Origin of the sequence: Streptococcus cristatus (assembly GCF_003943505.1) — a bacterium.
GTDB classification, from domain to species: Bacteria; Bacillota; Bacilli; order Lactobacillales; family Streptococcaceae; genus Streptococcus; species Streptococcus cristatus_E.
In genome coordinates this window covers 97,572-116,199 of the sequence record NZ_RJPS01000007.1, presented here as the reverse complement: position 1 = coordinate 116,199, position 18,628 = coordinate 97,572, and the positions used below count along the sequence as shown (strand labels likewise).

Here is an 18,628-nt window from a genome sequence, read left to right as displayed (position 1 = left end):
TGCAGTTTTGGCTAAGCAGCCAATCCAAACTACCTACACAGACGCAGTGAATGATGGTATCTGGACCTTTAAGAGATATATTCCAGCTGGCGCAGTGGTCAATCAGGCAGATGTTACCTTTGTTGGTCAGTGGGAATTTAGAGCCAATAAGTACCAAGCAAGTTACCGCTTCGAGAGTGAGACGGCAGGTAAGGCTCTTCCAGCGGAAATCACAGATTGGACTCCAAGCGACAGTGCAACTTATGTGAATGGTGCCTCTGTTTCCGCTAAGCAACCAGCGCAAGCGACCTACACAGACACAGTGAACGATGGCACATGGACCTTCAAGGGCTATGACGCAACTAGCACCGTTGTCAACAAGGCAAATGTAGAGTTTGTAGGTAAATGGGCCTTTGAAGCTAAGAAGTATCAAGCTACTTATCGCTTCGAGAGCGAGACAGCAGGTAAGGCTCTTCCAGCAGCCATCGCAGCATTGGCTCCAAGCGACAGTGCAACATATGAAAATGGCAATACTGTTTCCGCTAAGCAACCAGCGCAAGCGACCTACACAGATAGTGTGAACGACGGCACATGGACCTTCAAGGGTTATGATGCAGCTAGCGCCGTTGTCAACAAGGCAGATGTAGAGTTTGTAGGTAAGTGGGAATTCAAGGCGAATCCGACAAATGCTGAAACTTATACGCCTCAAGTAACGGAAGAAACTATCAAGGTTGGAGAAACACCAGACTTGACCGATAATGTGACGAACTTGCCAAGCCTTCCAGCTGGCACTAAGGTAGTCGATATCACACCTGCGGGTCAAATAGATACTACAAAACCAGGTACTTATAGCGGTACAGTTCGTGTGGATTATCCAGATGGTTCTTCTACTGAAGTTCCTGTACCAGTTAATGTTTTGCCTGCACCGGTAATTGAAACCTATAAAGTGACTTACCGCTTCGAAAGTGCTACGGTAGACAATAACTTGCCAGCAGAAGTATTGAGCTTACTTCCGCAAAGTGGAACATATACGACAAGCTCTTCAGCAGCGATTGCTTTTGTTCCAGAAACACCAATGCCTGTAGAAGTGGCTGCTGCAAATGGCACTTGGAAATTCGTGGGCTACAAAAAAGTGGAAGAGGAAACAAGTTTAACCTTCATCGGCAAATGGGCCTTTGAAGCCAAGCAAGCTCCTAGTCCGCAGCCGAAACCAGAACCACAACCAGAACCAGCGCCACAACCGCAACCGGTTCCGAAACCAGAACCTCAGCCAAGTCCGGTTACACCAGTGACTCCAGAAGTGAAGCCAGATCAAGAGACTGATGATAAAGCTCAAACGGATCAGCTAGTGAAGCCTGAAAGCAAACCTGTTCCAAATGCTAAGCCAGCTGTTCCAACTCCTGCAGGAGATAAGACTAAACAAGCGACCTTACCAAATACAGGTAGCACTGCTCCAGTTTCCATCGCGGGAGCGACGACAAGTGCTCTTCTTGCGGGTCTAGGATTCATGATTCTTGGTCACAAGCGCAAAGATGATGAGGCTTAAAAGAGCATCTCTTTGTGTAAGCTTTGGCTAGTGCCTCAATCAAATCATTAAGAGTCTTCTAAGTAGTGTTTGACTTAGAAGGCTCTTATTTTTCTGAGATTTATGGATTAAGCTAAGATTGATTCACAAAAACTTAGGATTTTTTGGTATAATAGACTCAATAATAGGATAAAAGTAGGGAAAATATGACAAAAATTAAAATTGTGACAGACTCTTCGATTACGATTGAGCCTGAACTAGCAAAAGATTTGAATATTACAATAGTTCCTTTGACGGTCATGATTGACGGTGTAGTCTACTCGGATTCCAATTTGAAGGAGGGAGAATTCCTTCGGTTGATGAAGTCTAGTAAAAATCTACCTAAGACTAGCCAGCCACCAGTTGGAGTATTTGCTGAGGTTTTCGAAGATTTTTCAGCGGAAGATGTCCAAATTATCTCGATTCACATGTCTCATGCTTTATCTGGCACTGTAGAGGCAGCTCGTCAGGGTGCTACCTTGGCTAAGGCTGATGTAACGGTTGTCGATAGTTCTTTCACGGACCAAGCGATGAAATTCCAAGTCGTTGAGGCTGCTAAGATGGCAAAAGCTGGAGCGACTTTGGAGGAGATTTTACAAAAACTTGAGGAAGTCAAAGCCAAGACAGAGCTATATATCGGCGTATCAACCTTAGAAAATTTGGTCAAAGGTGGCCGTATCGGCCGTGTGACTGGTCTGATTAGCTCGCTTTTAAATATTCGTGTCGTCATGCAGATGACAAATCATACCTTGACTCCTATTGTCAAAGGACGGGGCGCTAAAACCTTTAAGAAATGGCTGGATGACTTGAAAGAGTCTCTGAAAGAGAAGGAAATTGAAGAAATCGGAATTTCCTATGCGGGTGGACCAGAATTTGCTAATCAAATGAAGGAAGAGCTGCAGGAATTTGTTGAAAAACCAATCCCTGTCTTAGAAACAGGTTCCATCATCCAAACTCACACTGGAGAAAATGCATGGGCCGTTCTAGTTCGCTATAAATAGAGTAAATTATTTGTAAAATGTCTGCTTAAGACTTGACCTAGACGCTTTTTTTAGATATGATAATATCTGTTAGGGTTATTAACCCAGAAAAAAATTGGAGGATTTGTTAAATGGCTAACAAACAAGATTTGATCGCAAAAGTGGCAGAAGCTACAGAATTGACTAAAAAAGATTCAGCAGCAGCAGTTGACGCTGTATTTGCAGCAGTTACAGAATACCTTTCAAAAGGTGAAAAAGTTCAATTGATCGGTTTTGGTAACTTTGAAGTTCGTGAGCGTGCAGCACGTAAAGGTCGCAACCCACAAACTGGTAAAGAAATCACAATCGCAGCTTCTAAAGTTCCAGCTTTCAAAGCAGGTAAAGCTCTTAAAGACGCTGTAAAATAAAACAAAAATCAAAAGCCTATTGTATCAGCTTCCTAGCTTGTGCAGTAGGCTTTTTCTTATGTTTTGGCATAACATCAATCATTTTTCCTAAGCTTCTAGAAGACACAGTATTTGTTTGTTAGAGAAGACGGTAAAAATCAGGATGCTCCTCCTGCTCAACTTAAAATATGATATAATGTAGCTAAGAAATGGGGGTAACTATGAATTTTAAAAGAATAATAACCTTTTTAACCATGCTTGCAGCTGTCATGGCTTTGACAGCTTGCTATTATCCAAGGAAAAGGGTTCCTAGGTCTGAAGCCTCTTCTGTCCAAAAGGTGAAAATACCAAAGAAAGCGGAAGCAGGTAAGGATACAGGCTCTAGTCAGCAAGAAAAATCAAAGAGTAGCCAGACCTCATCATCAAGTGTCTCAGCTTCTGAGAGCAAGGCGACAAGTTCGCCAGATGAATTGACAGATGGCTTGCCTCAAGATGCGCAGTCTGCCAATACAGACAAGATCTATGCAACAGGTAATGCCAAGGTGTATTATCGTTCTTTTGAGGGAGGATTTAGCGCTCAAGCGCCTGATTTCAAAGGCTATACGGAGGAGCAAGTCAAAAAGGTTCTTGGCGAGCCAGAGGCCGTCATAAAGGATCCGAACTACATTAAGGACACTTTTAAAGCTCAGGAGTTAGAAAATATAAGAGAGCTCTATCAAGGTCAGCGTGTGACGGAAGAGCAGGCAAAGGCTTTCTATGTAACAGCAGTGGATATTGCACAGGCAGCTAGCTTGAACCAAGACTATCAGTTGGAGAGTGATTATATTTTATATAGCTATAAGCAACATAAAATTAATCTGATTTTCTCTAAAGGAGAGTTGTATTATATGACTCCCAATCCTGATTATCTTTATTTTAAATAATCCTGGAAAATTCTTGCGCTAGTTTATTAGGCTTGCTATAATAGCTAAAAAGAAATGGGAAGGAGCAAGGATGAAAGCTTATATTAATGTCAATCTGGTGACCTGTGACAGCGAATTTCATGTTTATCGGGAAGGCTTGCTGGTTGTGGAGGATGAACGCATTGCCTACTGTGGCCCCTACGATGAAAGCTGGCTAGGAAAATGCAGTGAAACAGTAGATTATGAAGGGGCTTGGATCATGCCGGGGCTGGTCAACTGCCATACTCACTCAGCCATGACCTTGCTGCGCGGGATTCGTGATGACAGTAATCTGCACGAATGGCTAGAGGACTATATTTGGCCGGCAGAAAGTCAATTCACATCTGATCTAACAACCGAGGCTGTCCAACTGGCTCTGGCTGAAATGCTCCAGTCAGGAACAACGACTTTTAACGATATGTATAATCCTCAGGGAGTGGAGATTGACCGGATTTATCAGACTGTACGGCGGTCTGGTATGCGCTGCTATTTCTCACCAACCCTCTTTAGCTCAGCAGCTGAAACAGCAGCAGAGACTCTGGCACATACTCGGGCCATTATTGAGGAAATCCTCGCTTATGAAGATGAAGATTTTCAGGTCATGGTGGCGCCGCATTCGCCTTATGCCTGTGACGAAGATCTGCTCAAGGGCAGTCTTGAGCTAGCGCGTGAGCTGGATTTGAAGCTTCATATACATGTGGCGGAGACCCAGGAAGAAAATAAAATCATCCTGGAGCGCTATGGTAAACGGCCTTTGGCTTTCTTGAAAGAGCTTGGCTACTTGGAGCAGCCAGCCATTTTTGCTCACGGGGTTGAGCTAAATCCGTCAGAGATTGCGGATTTGGCAGCTTCTCCAGTCAGCATCGCCCACAATCCTATCAGCAACCTCAAGTTGGCTTCTGGTGTAGCTCCAGTGACAGACTTATTAGCCGCTGGGGTGACCGTTGGCTTAGCGACGGACTCTGTCGCTTCCAATAATAATCTGGATATGTTTGAAGAAGGTCGGACAGCTGCCCTCCTCCAGAAGATGCGGGCAGGAGATGCGACTCAGTTTGCGATTGAGCAGGCCTTGAAGGCTTTGACCATTGAAGGAGCCAAAGCTCTGGGATTGGAGAAGAGAATCGGCAGTCTGGAAGCGGGCAAGCAAGCCGATTTTATCGCCATTCAGCCTAAGGGACGACTTCACCTTTATCCTTTGAAAAATATGCTGTCGCACCTAGTATACGCAGTCAAGGGCAGCGATGTTCAGGATGTCTATATTGCTGGGCAGCAGGTTGTCCGAGATGGTCAGGTACTGACAGTTGATCTAGAATCGTTCCGTTAGAAAGAAAAGCCGAGTTTGTCTCGGCTTTTATGCTAGTCAGGAAAGCTCTTTTCACTTTCTGCTGACTAAGAGTTTCTTTGTCAAAGAAAAACTCCGGGATACCCCAGAGTTAGTGTTAGATTTAAGCTTTCTTTGATTTAGAAATATAGAATAATTGTAGGACGATACCAAGGAGTGCCATACCAATAACGATATAGAAGGCCATTGAATAGTCTCCCTTGTTAGCTTGAGCAAGTCGAGCTCCCAACTGTGGTCCGGCAATAGCTGCAACACCATAGGCCGTGAACATCCAGCCGTAGTTTGTGCCGACATTGGCCACGCCCCAATTTTCTGCTGTAATACCTGGGAAAGATCCAAGGAAGCCACCGAAGGACAGGGCGACAAGCATAACACCTAAGATTGCAAGGATGCTTCCTTCCCCTTTAAAGAGAGCGGTCAGCGCCAAGCCACCAGCGACAGCGCCAAACATGGCGATTACAGTAGGGTAGCGGCCGATTTTGTCCGATACAGCTCCCCAGAAGATGCGTCCAAAAGTATTGGCAATAGAAACCAGCATAACGAATAGAGTCGCTTCTCCAACTAGTTTATATTGGTCGGAGATAGACGCTGCTGAACCGATGATCATCATACCACCAGTAGCACCTAAAATGTAGATGAGCCACAGCAACCAGAAGTTGCCTTCGCGTAGCATTTCTTTGTGAGTTTTTCCTGTCGGTGCAGAACCTCCTGCTGCTGGAGCAGCTGCTGGAGCTTTTTCCATGACAAGAGAAGAGCAGCAGATAACGACAAGCAGGGCAATACCCAGAACTTTAAATGTAGAATAAACGCCCATTGAAGCGATGAGAGTTTTGGCAAGTGGTCCGATGATTAGTGGGCCAAGACCAAAGCCAGCTGCGGTTAAACCACCCGCGAGACCTTTTTTATCAGGGAACCATTTGGTAGCGACAGAAGTTGAAGCGCCATAGGCTGATCCGATACCGAGACCAAGGACAACCCCGTAGGTCAAGTAGAGTACAGGAAGAGAAGTTGCAAATCCTGTAGCAAACATACCCGCACCAAAGAGAATTCCTCCTAGAAAGACAAATTTCTTAGGGCCTAATGAATCGACTTTAGGTCCGAAAATAATCATGCCGATTGGCACCATTGCAAAAGAGATACTGAAAGCTAGAGAGGTTTGAGCTTGCACCCATCCTTGGCTAGCATTGGCTTCCAGCAGCGCTTTTTGAAAAACAGACCAGGCGTATCCAGCACCTAAAGAAAGGTTGGTTAAGATAGCTGCTGCTAAAATTAACCAGCGATTTGGTGTTTTTTTCATAATGATATCCTCATTTATATATTTTTTTCTAAAAAGTGATAGAAAACCAGCCGTATCCAAATGTTCTTCGGCATCTTTTCTGCACGGCAGATAAAATAGCAGAAGTTTGGCTACAGAATTTGTTACTATAAAACCGATATATCAAAATTAAGCGCTTACATATTTGTTAACATCTCTATCATATCGTGCTTTGAGGCAAAAATCTACTTAATTAAAATGAATAAGTCTATTAGATGGCTTAATATTTTTCCTTATTTACAATCATTCTTAATAGAAAATCTATGTTTGTCATGATATAATGGAAATAAGCTAGAAATGAATGTAGATGGAGTATAGAGAAGATGCATGAAGAGTATGAAAAGAATTACCAGGAAGTAATTGAACATCTGAGGCTGAAAGGTGTTCGAATCACAGAGACGAGAAAGGCCGTGATTGCTTTTATCATCAGCAGTCATGACCACCCTAGCGCAGAGATGATTTACCAAGCCCTCTTGCCTGAATTTCCCAATATGAGCTTAGCGACTGTTTATAACAACCTAAAAGTGTTGATTGATGAGGGCTTTGTATCTGAGCTCAAGGTTCGTAATGACACGACGACCTATTATGATTTTATGGGGCATCAGCACCTCAATGTCATTTGTGAAAAATGTGGTCGGATTGCAGATATGGACTTGGATTTGCCAGATGTTCAGCAGGAAGCAGCAGAGCAGACTGGTTATCAAATCACGAAGAGCCAGATGGTCGTTTATGGCATTTGTCCAGAGTGCGCTCAGCAAGAACAAGTGGCTAGCTAGAAGTCTTGAGTGAGAATTGATTTTCTCAAAAGGCTGAGCAAGTGGAAAATTTCACAAATATCTCACTGAGACTAGATTTTTGAGAGAAAATTTTGTAAAATAGAATAGATAAACGGGGTAAACCCTGGAAAATAAAAGGAGAATCCATCTAATGGTAAAATTGGTTTTTGCTCGCCATGGTGAGTCTGAATGGAACAAAGCTAACCTATTCACTGGTTGGGCTGATGTAGATCTTTCTGAAAAAGGGACACAACAAGCAATCGACGCTGGTAAATTGATCAAAGAAGCAGGTATCGAATTTGACCAAGCTTACACTTCAGTTTTGAAACGTGCGATTAAAACAACAAACTTGGCGCTTGAAGCAGCTGACCAACTTTGGGTTCCAGTTGAAAAATCATGGCGCTTGAACGAACGTCACTACGGTGGTTTGACTGGTAAAAACAAGGCTGAAGCAGCTGAGCAATTTGGTGATGAGCAAGTTCACATCTGGCGTCGTTCATACGATGTATTGCCTCCAAACATGGACCGTGATGATGAGCACTCAGCTCACACTGACCGTCGTTACGCTTCACTTGACGACTCAGTTATCCCAGATGCTGAAAACTTGAAAGTGACTTTGGAACGTGCCCTTCCATTCTGGGAAGACAAAATCGCTCCAGCACTTAAAGATGGTAAAAACGTATTCGTAGGAGCTCACGGTAACTCAATCCGTGCTCTTGTTAAACACATCAAACAATTGTCAGATGACGAAATCATGGATGTGGAAATCCCTAACTTCCCACCATTGGTATTCGAATTCGACGAAAAATTGAACGTAGTTGCTGAATACTACCTTGGAAAATAATTGATGATGAAGCTCTGCTTAGCAGGGCTTTTTCTCATTGTTGGAGAAAAATTCTTTTTCGATCCTTTTAGATTTCCATGCTTCATTGCTGGGGAAATGTGGTAAAATAAAAGATAGATTTTTACGAGGATGAGAGAAGAAATGTCTAAGAGAAAATTTGATAGTCATTCTATCACAGGCCGACTCTACCTTCTATTTGGAATTGTCGGAGCCTTATTTTTGGTGCTGATCGCTCGTCTGGGCTACATGCAGGTCGTCAATCAAGAATTTTATACAGATAAATTAGCTAAAGCAAGTAAAACGAAGATTAAATCAAGTTCGGTTCGTGGGCAGATCTATGACGCTTCAGGCAAGCCCTTGGTGGAGAACACAACCAAGCAAGTGGTGACCTTTACACGCGATAATAAACTGACAGCAGAAGAAATCCGTGAAACAGCACAAAAGTTACTGCAGTATGTGTCAGTGTCTGACCTAAAGGTGACCGAGCGCCAAGAGGTTGATTATTATCTGGCGGATAATAAAGTTTACCGAGAAGTAGTTGAAAAATTACCCAAGGAAGAAAAATTTGATACGGATGGCAATCGTTTGCCTGAAGCCAAGATCTATAAGGCAGCGGCGGAGAGTATTGATCCAAGCCAGCTAGGCTATACAGATGAGGAAAAGAGGATTATCGCTCTATTTAGCCAGATGAATGCTGTTCCAAACTTTTCAACAGGGACGATTCAGACGGATGACTTGACGACGGAGCAGGTCGCTACAATTGCGTCCATCGGCAAAGAGCTTCCGGGTATTAGTATTTCAACCAGCTGGAACCGGAAGGTTTTGGAAACATCGTTGGCTTCGATTGTTGGTCAAATTTCAACCGAAAAAACAGGTCTGCCAGCTGAGGAAGCGGATGACTATGTCAAGAAGGGCTATTCTCTGAATGACCGAGTGGGAATTTCTTATCTGGAAAAAGAGTATGAGTCTGTTTTACAAGGAAAACGAGCGGAAAAAGAAATTCGGCTGGACAAAAATGGCAACATGGAGAGCGTTGAGACCATTTCCGAAGGCAGCAAAGGGAACAATTTGAAGCTAACTGTGGATCTGACTTTCCAGCAGGGAGTCGAGGATATTCTCAGAAATGCCTTTAATATGGAGCTAGCCAAGGGCAATGCCACCTATTCAGAAGGCGTCTATGCCGTGGCTATGGATCCCAATACGGGGTCAATCTTGGCTCTGGCTGGTGTCAAGCATGATCTGGAAACTGGCGATATCTCGGCGGATGCGCTGGGTACCATTACAAATGTCTTTGTTCCAGGTTCTGTCGTCAAGGCGGCTACCTTAACCGCTGGTTGGCAGTACGGAGCCATTTCTGGGAATCAATCCTTGGTCGATCAGCCGATTCTTTTCGCGGGTTCTGCTCCTATCAATTCTTGGTTTACAGCCTATGGTTCACGTTCTATTACGGCGGTTGAGGCTCTGGAATACTCGTCCAATACCTATATGGTTCAGGTGGCCCTAAATATGCTGGGGACTCCGTATAGCCCAAATATGGCCTTAGGAACCAACAATGTCGATGCTTCAATGAAAAAACTCCGTTCGACTTTTGCAGAATACGGTCTGGGGACTGAGACAGGAATTGATTTACCGACAGAATCTACAGGCTACATTCCCAAAAACTTCACAGTTAGCAATTACATTACCAATGCTTTTGGTCAGTTTGATAACTATACCCCACTTCAGTTGGCTCAATATGCGTCGACGGTAGCCAATAACGGCAAACGGGTTGCTCCGCATCTGGTCGAAGGCATTTACGCCAACAATGACCAAGGCGGCTTGGGAGACTTGATTGAGAAGAAGGAAACCAAAGAGCTAAATCAGGTCAATATTTCTGAGGAAGATATGGCTCTGATAAAACAAGGCTTCTATCAGGTGGTCAATGGATGGAGTGGCTTTACAACTGGACGGACGATTGCGCAGGGCGCTATGATTTCTATAAGTGCCAAAACAGGTACTGCCGAAACTTTTGTCAACGGTGGTACATCTGCTATCAATACCAATGTAGTATCCTATGCACCAAGCGATCGACCTAAAATAGCTGTGGCCGTAGTATTTCCACATAATACTGACCTCTCTTCAACAGTCAGCCACAGTATCACTCGTGATATTATCAACCTTTATAATCAACAGCACCCTATGAATTAGAAAGGAAAAGCAGTAGAATCGGATCGAGATTTTACTGCTCAACTATTACTATTATGCTTTATCCAACCCCTATCGCTAAATTGATTGATAGCTTTTCCAAGCTGCCGGGTATCGGCATTAAGACAGCTACTCGTCTGGCCTTTTATACCATCGGGATGAGTGACGATGATGTCAATGAATTCGCCAAAAATCTACTAGCTGCTAAACGCGAGTTGACTTACTGCTCTATCTGTGGCAATCTGACGGACGATGATCCTTGTGCTATCTGTACGGATCAAACGCGTGATCAGACCGTGATATTGATCGTTGAGGATAGCCGCGATGTGTCTGCCATGGAAAATATCCAAGAATACCACGGCCTTTATCATGTCCTCCATGGCCTCATTTCCCCTATGAACGGTGTAGGACCAGATGACATCAACCTCAAGAGCCTCTTGACTCGTTTGATGGACAGTCAAGTGACGGAAGTGATTGTAGCTACCAATGCAACGGCTGACGGAGAAGCGACTTCTATGTATATTTCTCGTGTGCTCAAGCCTGCAGGTATCAAGGTGACTCGACTGGCTCGCGGACTGGCTGTGGGCGCTGATATCGAATACGCAGACGAAGTGACCCTGCTCCGAGCCATTGAAAATCGGACAGAATTGTAAGACGAAAGAAAGATTTCCTGCTGAAAAACAGCTTTGGAAGTCTTTTTTCTATTCAAAAATGCCAGGAAATGTGGTATACTGAAACAGTCTAAAAAGAAGATGGGGCAACCCCAAATGAACTTATAGCTAGAAATGTTAGGATAAGATAATGGTCAAACAAACCTTGATTTTACTATACGGTGGCCGTAGTGCTGAGCGAGAAGTTTCAGTCTTGTCGGCTGAGAGTGTCATGCGAGCTGTCAATTATGACAAATTTTCTGTCAAGACTTATTTCATCACAAAAGCTGGCGATTTTATCAAAACACAGGAATTGACGGAAAAACCAGCTGCGGATGAAAAACTCATGACCAATGCAACGGTTGATCTTTCACAGCAAGTCAAACCGAGTGATATTTATGAGGAAAATGCAGTTGTCTTTCCTGTTCTTCATGGACCGATGGGCGAGGATGGCTCTATTCAAGGCTTCCTTGAAGTGTTGAGACTTCCTTATGTGGGCTGCAATATCTTGTCTTCCAGTGTTGCCATGGACAAAATCACCACCAAACGTATTCTGGAGTCTGCTGGAATTCCGCAGGTGCCTTATGTAGCGGTGATTGAAGGTGAAAATCTGGAAGAAAAAATTGCCGAAATCGAAGAAAAATTGACTTATCCGATTTTTACCAAACCGTCTAATATGGGTTCTAGTGTTGGTATTTCCAAGTCTGAGAATCAAGAGGAGCTGCGAGCGGCATTGGATTTGGCTTTCAAGTACGACAGCCGTGTTTTGGTTGAGCAGGGAGTCAATGCGCGTGAGATTGAGGTTGGTCTCTTAGGAAATTATGACGTTAAGAGCACCTTGCCGGGCGAAGTGGTCAAGGATGTGGCTTTCTACGACTATGAAGCCAAGTATATTGACAACAAGATTACCATGGACATTCCTGCGAAAATCTCGGACGAGGTTATTGCAGTCATGCGTACCAATGCTGAGACAGCCTTTCGTGCCTTGGGCGGACAGGGATTGGCTCGCTGTGATTTCTTCTACACCGAAGAGGGGGACATTTTCCTCAATGAGCTCAACACCATGCCTGGCTTTACTCAATGGTCTATGTATCCCTTGCTTTGGGAAAATATGGGACTGCCTTATTCCGAGTTGATTGAGAAATTGGTAAATCTAGCTGAAGAGGCCTTTGCTCAGAGAGAAGCGCATCTTTTATAAATATGATATAATAGAGGGACTGAGATGACAAACTGAATGTTCAACATTGAGTTTGGCCTCACTCCCTTCTTTTTTGGGAAAAAGCGAAAAAATGAGTTAAAAATATGAAATTAGATTTATATGAAATAGCAGAAGTTTTGGCTGCGAAAAATGATGTCAGTCAGTTTGAAAATGTGACTTTTAGAAATGCTGAATTTGACAGCCGTTTGATTGAGGCGGGGGATCTTTTTATCCCGATCAAGGGGGCGCGTGACGGTCATGACTTTATTGCGACGGCCTTCGCTCAGGGAGCTGCGGCTACCTTGTCTGAGCGTCCAGTAGCAGAAGGACCTTATGTCTTGGTCGATGATGTACTAGCGGCCTTTCAAGCTTTGGCTCAATACTATCTGGAAAAGACAGGTGTAGATGTGCTCGCTGTGACAGGCTCCAATGGGAAGACTACAACCAAGGATATGCTGGCTCAGCTATTGGCTACTAGCTACAAAACCTATAAGACCCAAGGCAACTATAATAATGAAATCGGTCTGCCCTACACGGTGCTCCACATGCCGGACGACACAGAAAAGCTAGTTTTGGAAATGGGACAGGACCACTTAGGAGATATCCATCTTCTATCTGAAATTGCCAAGCCAAAAACTGGCATTGTGACCTTGATTGGCGAAGCTCACTTAGAATTTTTCGGAAGCCGTACGGAGATTGCTAAAGGAAAGATGCAAATTGCAGATGGCATGAAGAAAGGCGGCTTGCTCTTGGCTCCAGCTGATAAGATTGTCAATGACTTTCTGCCAGATCAGCAAAAAGTAGTCCGCTTTGGTCCTGATGCAGATATTTGCTTGACCCGTCTAGAAGAGCGCAAAGACAGCTTGACCTTTGAAGCGAATTTTCTGGAGCAGGCGATTGACCTACCTGTGACTGGCAAATACAATGCGACTAACGCCATGATCGCCTCTTACGTAGCCTTGCAGGAGGGTGTCAGTGAGTCGGCGATTCGTCAGGCCTTTGCCCAGCTGGAATTGACCCGCAACCGAACCGAGTGGAAGAAGGCGGCTAATGGGGCCGATATCCTGTCAGATGTCTACAATGCCAACCCAACAGCTATGCGCTTGATTCTTGAAACCTTCTCAGCGATTCCAGCTAGTCAGGGTGGCCGCAAGGCTGCAGTCTTGGCGGATATGAAAGAGCTGGGTGCTGACTCCAAGCTTATGCACGGAGCCATGATTACCAGTCTCAATCCAGAGATTATTACCGATCTTTTCCTCTATGGAGAGGATATGGAAGCCCTCTACGTCTATGCTCGGGAAATCTATCCACCAAATCGGGTGCATTATTTTGTCAAAAATGCTGACAAGGATCAGTTTGAAGATTTGATCAAGACCGTTAAGACTTGGTTGCAATCAGCCGACCAAATCTTGCTCAAGGGTAGTAATTCGATGAAGTTGGATAAACTAGTGGAGGCCTTGGAGCATGGGGACAAGTGATACTTCCCCTGGGCTAGCTAGACAACTGAAAAACTTTTTAAAAAGAAATGAAGGACTTTGCTAGGAAGAACAAGCCCAGTGTCCTTAAAAATTATGTATTAGGATNAAAATTTTAAAGATGAATTTACTAGATTTTTTTACTAGTCACAAAACAGAACCGCCTGTGATGACGCCTTTTGCTTATATTCTGCTCATGATGAGCCTAGTGTCCGTCATCTATGTTGCTAGTCGTTATTTTGAGCAAAAGAAAGTGCAAACTTTTTTTAGAGTTGCCCAAATTGTGCAATTAGTCTCTTTGTATGGCTGGTACTTGGCTATTCAGGAGCCTTTGTCGGAGAGTCTCCCCTTGTACCATTGCCGAGTCGCTATGTTTGCTGTATTGCTACTGCCAGATAAAGTAGCTTATAAGCAATATTTTGCCTTATTGGGAGTATTTGGACCGATTTGCGCCATTGTCTATCCGATTTTGGACCCCTATCCATTTCCACATATCACGCTATTTTCATTTTTCATCGGTCATTTGGCTCTGCTAGGCAATTCGATTATCTACCTGATGAAGCATTATGATAGACTTAATCTGTCCTATCGCCGTATTGTAGAAATCACCTTTGGCTTAGATTTTCTCATCCTGCTTGCAAATATTGTATTTGGAGGAAACTACGGTTTCTTAAAGGAGCCACCTCTGGTAGGAGATTATGGTATGCTTGGCAACTATCTGATTGTGTCGATGGTCTTAGCGGCTGCCTTGCTTCTATTTTCTTACTTGTTCAAAGAAATGAAGGAAAGACAGGCAGAGCGATTGACCCAATAAGGATTGGAAGAGGAAATGATTTCTCTAGCAACTAGGAAAATTCTGCCTAAATTTTCAATCTGACTGGGAGTTTGAACATACAGATTTTAAAAGTAGAAAGGAAACCAGATGCATCATTTTTTGACTACCAACCAAACTGAACCACCCTTTGTATCAGCTTTGGCCTACTCTTTGATGATGGCACTGCTTTTGCTATCCATCTACGCATCGATAAAATACCATAAGAATCCTAGCTTTGTAAAAAGCATGAAAATTCTTCAATTGTGCCAACTGGCAATTCTTTATAGTTGGTATGTGGGTTTTCAGCTTCCTCTGGCAAACAGTTTGCCTTTGTACCATTGCCGTTTGGCCATGTTTGCGGTGGTTTTTTTGCCAGATAAATGGCCTAGCAAGCAGTATTTCGCTCTTTTAGGAGCCAGCGGAGCAGTCTTCGCCCTCGGCTATCCAGTCTTTGATCCTTATGATTTCCCGCATATTACCAGTTTTTCTTTCCTGATTGGTCACTATGCCCTCTTGGTTAATTCCCTAATTTATCTGATGAATCACTACGACAAGACCCAGCTCAAGAAATACATGATTGTTCTCTATACTTTTGTGCTCGATGCCTTTCTTGTCGGTGTCAATCAAGTGACGGGTGGAAATTACGGTCTGCTAAAAAGTCCGCCTTTTATCAGTCAGCACAATCTTTTAGTAAAATATCTAGCTGTATCGATTATTTTGTCCGCTACTTTGCTTCTTTTTGATGAAATATTTAAGAAACGGTGGAAAAAGCAGCTAGAAATTGTTTAATATTGCATTTTATAGCTCCTGTCAAGTATAGTTGGCGGGGGTTTTCTTAAATCTGATTTTAATCTTAATCTTTGCAATTTTTTTCTTTAGCAGTGTCTTAAGACAAGTTAGCCAAATATAAAGAATAGGAGAGTGGGACAGAAATCGGTAATTCGTTAGAATTCGATTTCGTCGTCCCACCTCCGCACAGTTGAGTAGGGCTGTAAAAGCTGATGAAATCAGCGTAATAGAGTCCACTCAACCACTGCGTCTTGCTCGACAATCCAAAGACAATTGAGGGGCTAGGACTTTTGTCCCAGCCTCTTTATCTTCTTCAGATAATTGAAAAAAAGCGCCAAATCCGCTATAATAGGTAGGTTGAAAGGATTGGAATATTCCGATGTAAAATAAAAAAATACTGACATTCACCATTATCCTAAAATGAAAGAAAGAGAAGAAGATGACTTTACAAGAAGAAATTAAGAAACGCCGCACCTTTGCCATTATTTCCCACCCGGACGCGGGGAAAACGACCATCACTGAGCAGTTGCTCTACTTCGGAGGCGAGATTCGTGAGGCTGGTACCGTAAAAGGAAAGAAAACAGGAACTTTTGCCAAGTCTGACTGGATGGATATCGAGAAACAACGTGGGATTTCGGTCACTTCATCTGTTATGCAATTTGACTACGACGGCAAACGCGTCAATATCCTAGACACACCAGGGCACGAGGACTTCTCTGAAGACACCTATCGGACCTTGATGGCGGTGGATGCTGCGGTCATGGTCGTGGACTCTGCCAAGGGTATCGAGGCCCAAACCAAGAAGTTGTTTGAGGTTGTCAAACACCGTGGCATTCCAGTCTTTACCTTTATGAACAAGCTAGACCGTGATGGCCGTGAGCCACTGGACCTCTTGCAAGAATTGGAAGAAGTTCTTGGTATTGCTAGTTACCCAATGAACTGGCCAATCGGGATGGGGAAAGCCTTTGAAGGCTTGTATGACCTCTATAACCAACGCTTGGAGCTCTACAAAGGGGATGAGCGTTTTGCTAGTCTAGAAGATGGGGACAAGCTTTTTGGTAGCAATCCTTTCTATGAGCAAGTTAAGGATGACATTGAGCTCCTGAAGGAAGCAGGGAATGAGTTCTCAGAGGAAGCTATTTTAGCTGGAGAATTGACACCTGTCTTCTTCGGTTCAGCTCTTACTAACTTTGGTGTGCAGACCTTCCTTGAAACTTTCTTGAAATTTGCGCCAGAACCGCATGGCCACAAGAAAACAGATGGAGAAATTGTCGATCCTTATGATAAAGATTTCTCCGGATTTGTCTTTAAAATCCAAGCCAACATGGACCCTCGTCACCGTGACCGCATTGCCTTTGTCCGTATCGTATCAGGTGAATTTGAACGTGGCATGAGTGTCAATCTGCCTCGAACTGGTAAAGGTGCCAAGCTGTCTAATGTTACTCAGTTTATGGCGGAAAGTCGTGAAAATGTGACCAATGCCGTGGCAGGTGATATCATCGGGGTTTACGATACAGGTACTTATCAGGTTGGAGACACCTTGACAGTTGGAAAAAACAAGTTTGAATTTGAACCACTGCCAACCTTTACCCCTGAGATTTTCATGAAAGTTTCTGCTAAGAACGTCATGAAGCAAAAATCCTTCCACAAGGGGATTGAACAATTAGTGCAAGAAGGAGCCATTCAGCTTTATAAGAACTACCAAACAGGTGAGTATATGCTAGGCGCTGTTGGTCAACTCCAGTTTGAGGTCTTTAAACACCGTATGGAAGGTGAGTATAACGCTGAAGTTGTTATGACTCCAATGGGTAAAAAGACGGTTCGTTGGATCAAGCCTGAGGACTTGGATGAACGGATGTCCTCAAGCCGCAATATCTTAGCCAAAGACCGTTTCGACCAACCAGTCTTCCTCTTTGAGAATGACTTCGCCCTCCGCTGGTTTGCAGACAAGTACCCAGACGTAGAGCTGGAGGAAAAGATGTGATTCAGTAAGCCTACTTGATTGCATAGCAATCTAAGTAGACTACGGCAAGTCCTATTAGACTTACCTAACTGCCTCACTAACTGAGTTTTACAAATGAAATCGATTTGTAAAACTCAGTGTCGTAATCTAACAATCGGTAACCGCTATGGCGGCTTACCTAAACGCTTCACTAGGAAAGTTTTACGAATAGTATCGATTCGTAAAACCAGTCAGGCTACCTAACTACGTTTGGCAAATGAAACCGATTTGCTTGGTTATTGTCAGGACATAGGAGTTTTGGCTATGAGGCTAAGTGTGGATATTAGGCGTGAGCTATTAGACAATCATTCTAGATCCCAGAAAGGAGTTCTATGTTTCTGGAGAGAAAACTAAAAGACCAATCTGTCTGGATCAACATTGACTCAGATGATGTTAAAAAGAATGGACAGATTTATCAGGATTACAATATCGACCTTGAAACCATCGAGTATGCACTGGATAAAAACGAGCGGGCTCACATGGACTACAATCGTGAGAATGGGACGGTTCTTTTCATCTATAATGTGTTAAATTTAGTGCCAGAGAAGGACCACTATGAGACCATTCCGATGACTTTCGTGGTACAGCAGGATCGCCTCATCACGATCTGCAATCAAGACAATGCCTATGTGGTCGATATCATGAAGGCCTACACGGAGCATCATGAGCCTGTGTCGGTCTATAAGTTTCTTTTTGCTAGTCTGGAGTTGATCTCCAATTCCTACTATCCGGTCATTGAGCAGATGGACAAGCGCAAGGATGAGCTTAACCGGCTTTTACGTCAGAAAACTACTAAAAAGCACTTGTTTGCCCTCTCGGACTTGGAAACTTCCATGGTCTATCTAGTGGCGGCATCCAAGCAAAATAACATACTGCTAGAGCACATCAAGAGTCATGCTGTTTATCGTGGCTTTGATGAACTAGAAACAGAGCAGTTTGAAGATGCCATGATTGAAGCACGTCAGCTGGTTTCAATGACGGATTTGATTGCTCAGGTTCTTAGCCAGCTTTCGGGCTCCTACAATAACATCTTAAACAACAATCTGAACGATAATTTGACTGTCTTGACCATTATTTCGGTCCTTCTAGCAGTTTTAGCCGTTATCACCGGCTTCTTTGGTATGAATGTGCCCCTACCTTGGGCAACGGACAAGAATGCTTGGCTTTACATTGTCACCATCAGTATTGTCCTTTGGGTTCTTTTGACCAAGCTCCTCAACTGGGTGGTCAATAAAGAGCGATGAATAAAATACATTAAACGAATGAGACTTTCGAGCCTCATTTTTTTGTGGTGTTAGCTGGAGTGAGTTTCATCTTCTGTTTATGAAAAATAAAGAGAAAATTTCTTGTATAGTAGGACAAAAAGATGAAAAACTGCTTTCAAAGTAG

General features: G+C 43.6%; 16 protein-coding genes. 15 read left to right on the top strand and 1 reads right to left on the bottom strand.

Annotation, left to right across the window (positions count from 1 at the left end):
- From D8792_RS07570 to D8792_RS07550, 5 genes are all read left to right on the top strand, one after another.
- Nucleotides 1–1,525, top strand: a 1,525-nt coding sequence (locus D8792_RS07570) for an SHIRT domain-containing protein (RefSeq protein WP_221763070.1), incomplete at its 5' end; no start/stop codon positions are given.
- 185 nt (nt 1,526–1,710) lie between these two features.
- Nucleotides 1,711–2,544 (top strand): fatty acid kinase binding subunit FakB, encoded by an 834-nt coding sequence (gene fakB / locus D8792_RS07565; protein WP_125373548.1) that lies wholly within the window; start codon nt 1,711–1,713, stop codon nt 2,542–2,544.
- Nucleotides 2,545–2,654: 110 nt separating this feature from the next.
- On the top strand, nt 2,655–2,930 hold the full coding sequence (hbs, locus tag D8792_RS07560) for a non-specific DNA-binding protein Hbs (RefSeq protein WP_005589527.1): 276 nt from the start codon (nt 2,655–2,657) through the stop codon (nt 2,928–2,930).
- 200 nt (nt 2,931–3,130) lie between these two features.
- Entirely contained in the window at nt 3,131–3,832 is a 702-nt protein-coding gene (locus D8792_RS07555; RefSeq protein ID WP_125373547.1) for a DUF4947 domain-containing protein, read from the top strand.
- A 70-nt stretch (nt 3,833–3,902) separates the two neighbouring features.
- Complete coding sequence (locus tag D8792_RS07550) at nt 3,903–5,174, top strand: TRZ/ATZ family protein (protein WP_125373546.1); 1,272 nt, start codon at nt 3,903–3,905, stop codon at nt 5,172–5,174.
- 121 nt (nt 5,175–5,295) lie between these two features.
- On the opposite strand, the gene D8792_RS07545 is transcribed toward D8792_RS07550, so the two are convergent.
- Entirely contained in the window at nt 5,296–6,489 is a 1,194-nt protein-coding gene (locus D8792_RS07545) for an L-lactate MFS transporter (RefSeq protein WP_125373545.1), read from the bottom strand.
- A gap of 341 nt (nt 6,490–6,830) precedes the next feature.
- On the opposite strand from D8792_RS07545, the gene D8792_RS07540 reads away from it, so the two are divergent.
- The 10 genes from D8792_RS07540 (at nt 6,831) to D8792_RS07490 (ending at nt 18,483) form a co-directional block, all read left to right on the top strand.
- A complete protein-coding gene (locus D8792_RS07540) occupies nt 6,831–7,283 on the top strand; it encodes a Fur family transcriptional regulator (protein ID WP_125373544.1) in 453 nt (150 codons plus the stop codon).
- A gap of 151 nt (nt 7,284–7,434) precedes the next feature.
- Nucleotides 7,435–8,127, top strand: coding sequence for a phosphoglycerate mutase (locus D8792_RS07535; RefSeq protein ID WP_005589536.1), 693 nt, complete (start codon nt 7,435–7,437; stop codon nt 8,125–8,127).
- 129 nt (nt 8,128–8,256) lie between these two features.
- Nucleotides 8,257–10,314: a penicillin-binding protein PBP2B gene (gene pbp2b / locus D8792_RS07530; protein WP_125373543.1), complete on the top strand. Its 2,058-nt coding sequence runs from the start codon at nt 8,257–8,259 to the stop codon at nt 10,312–10,314.
- Nucleotides 10,315–10,367: 53 nt separating this feature from the next.
- Nucleotides 10,368–10,964: a recombination mediator RecR gene (recR, locus tag D8792_RS07525; RefSeq protein ID WP_045496451.1), complete on the top strand. Its 597-nt coding sequence runs from the start codon at nt 10,368–10,370 to the stop codon at nt 10,962–10,964.
- Between the two features lie 148 nt (nt 10,965–11,112).
- Entirely contained in the window at nt 11,113–12,159 is a 1,047-nt protein-coding gene (locus D8792_RS07520; RefSeq protein WP_125373542.1) for a D-alanine--D-alanine ligase, read from the top strand.
- A gap of 104 nt (nt 12,160–12,263) precedes the next feature.
- On the top strand, nt 12,264–13,637 hold the full coding sequence (locus tag D8792_RS07515) for a UDP-N-acetylmuramoyl-tripeptide--D-alanyl-D-alanine ligase (RefSeq protein WP_125373541.1): 1,374 nt from the start codon (nt 12,264–12,266) through the stop codon (nt 13,635–13,637).
- A 118-nt stretch (nt 13,638–13,755) separates the two neighbouring features.
- Entirely contained in the window at nt 13,756–14,448 is a 693-nt protein-coding gene (locus tag D8792_RS07510) for a YwaF family protein (protein ID WP_125373540.1), read from the top strand.
- A gap of 108 nt (nt 14,449–14,556) precedes the next feature.
- Nucleotides 14,557–15,237 (top strand): YwaF family protein, encoded by a 681-nt coding sequence (locus D8792_RS07505; protein WP_125373539.1) that lies wholly within the window; start codon nt 14,557–14,559, stop codon nt 15,235–15,237.
- A gap of 439 nt (nt 15,238–15,676) precedes the next feature.
- Nucleotides 15,677–17,221, top strand: coding sequence for a peptide chain release factor 3 (locus D8792_RS07495; RefSeq protein WP_125373538.1), 1,545 nt, complete (start codon nt 15,677–15,679; stop codon nt 17,219–17,221).
- A gap of 350 nt (nt 17,222–17,571) precedes the next feature.
- Nucleotides 17,572–18,483, top strand: coding sequence for a magnesium transporter CorA family protein (locus D8792_RS07490; RefSeq protein ID WP_125373537.1), 912 nt, complete (start codon nt 17,572–17,574; stop codon nt 18,481–18,483).
- Nucleotides 18,484–18,628 lie beyond the last annotated feature (145 nt).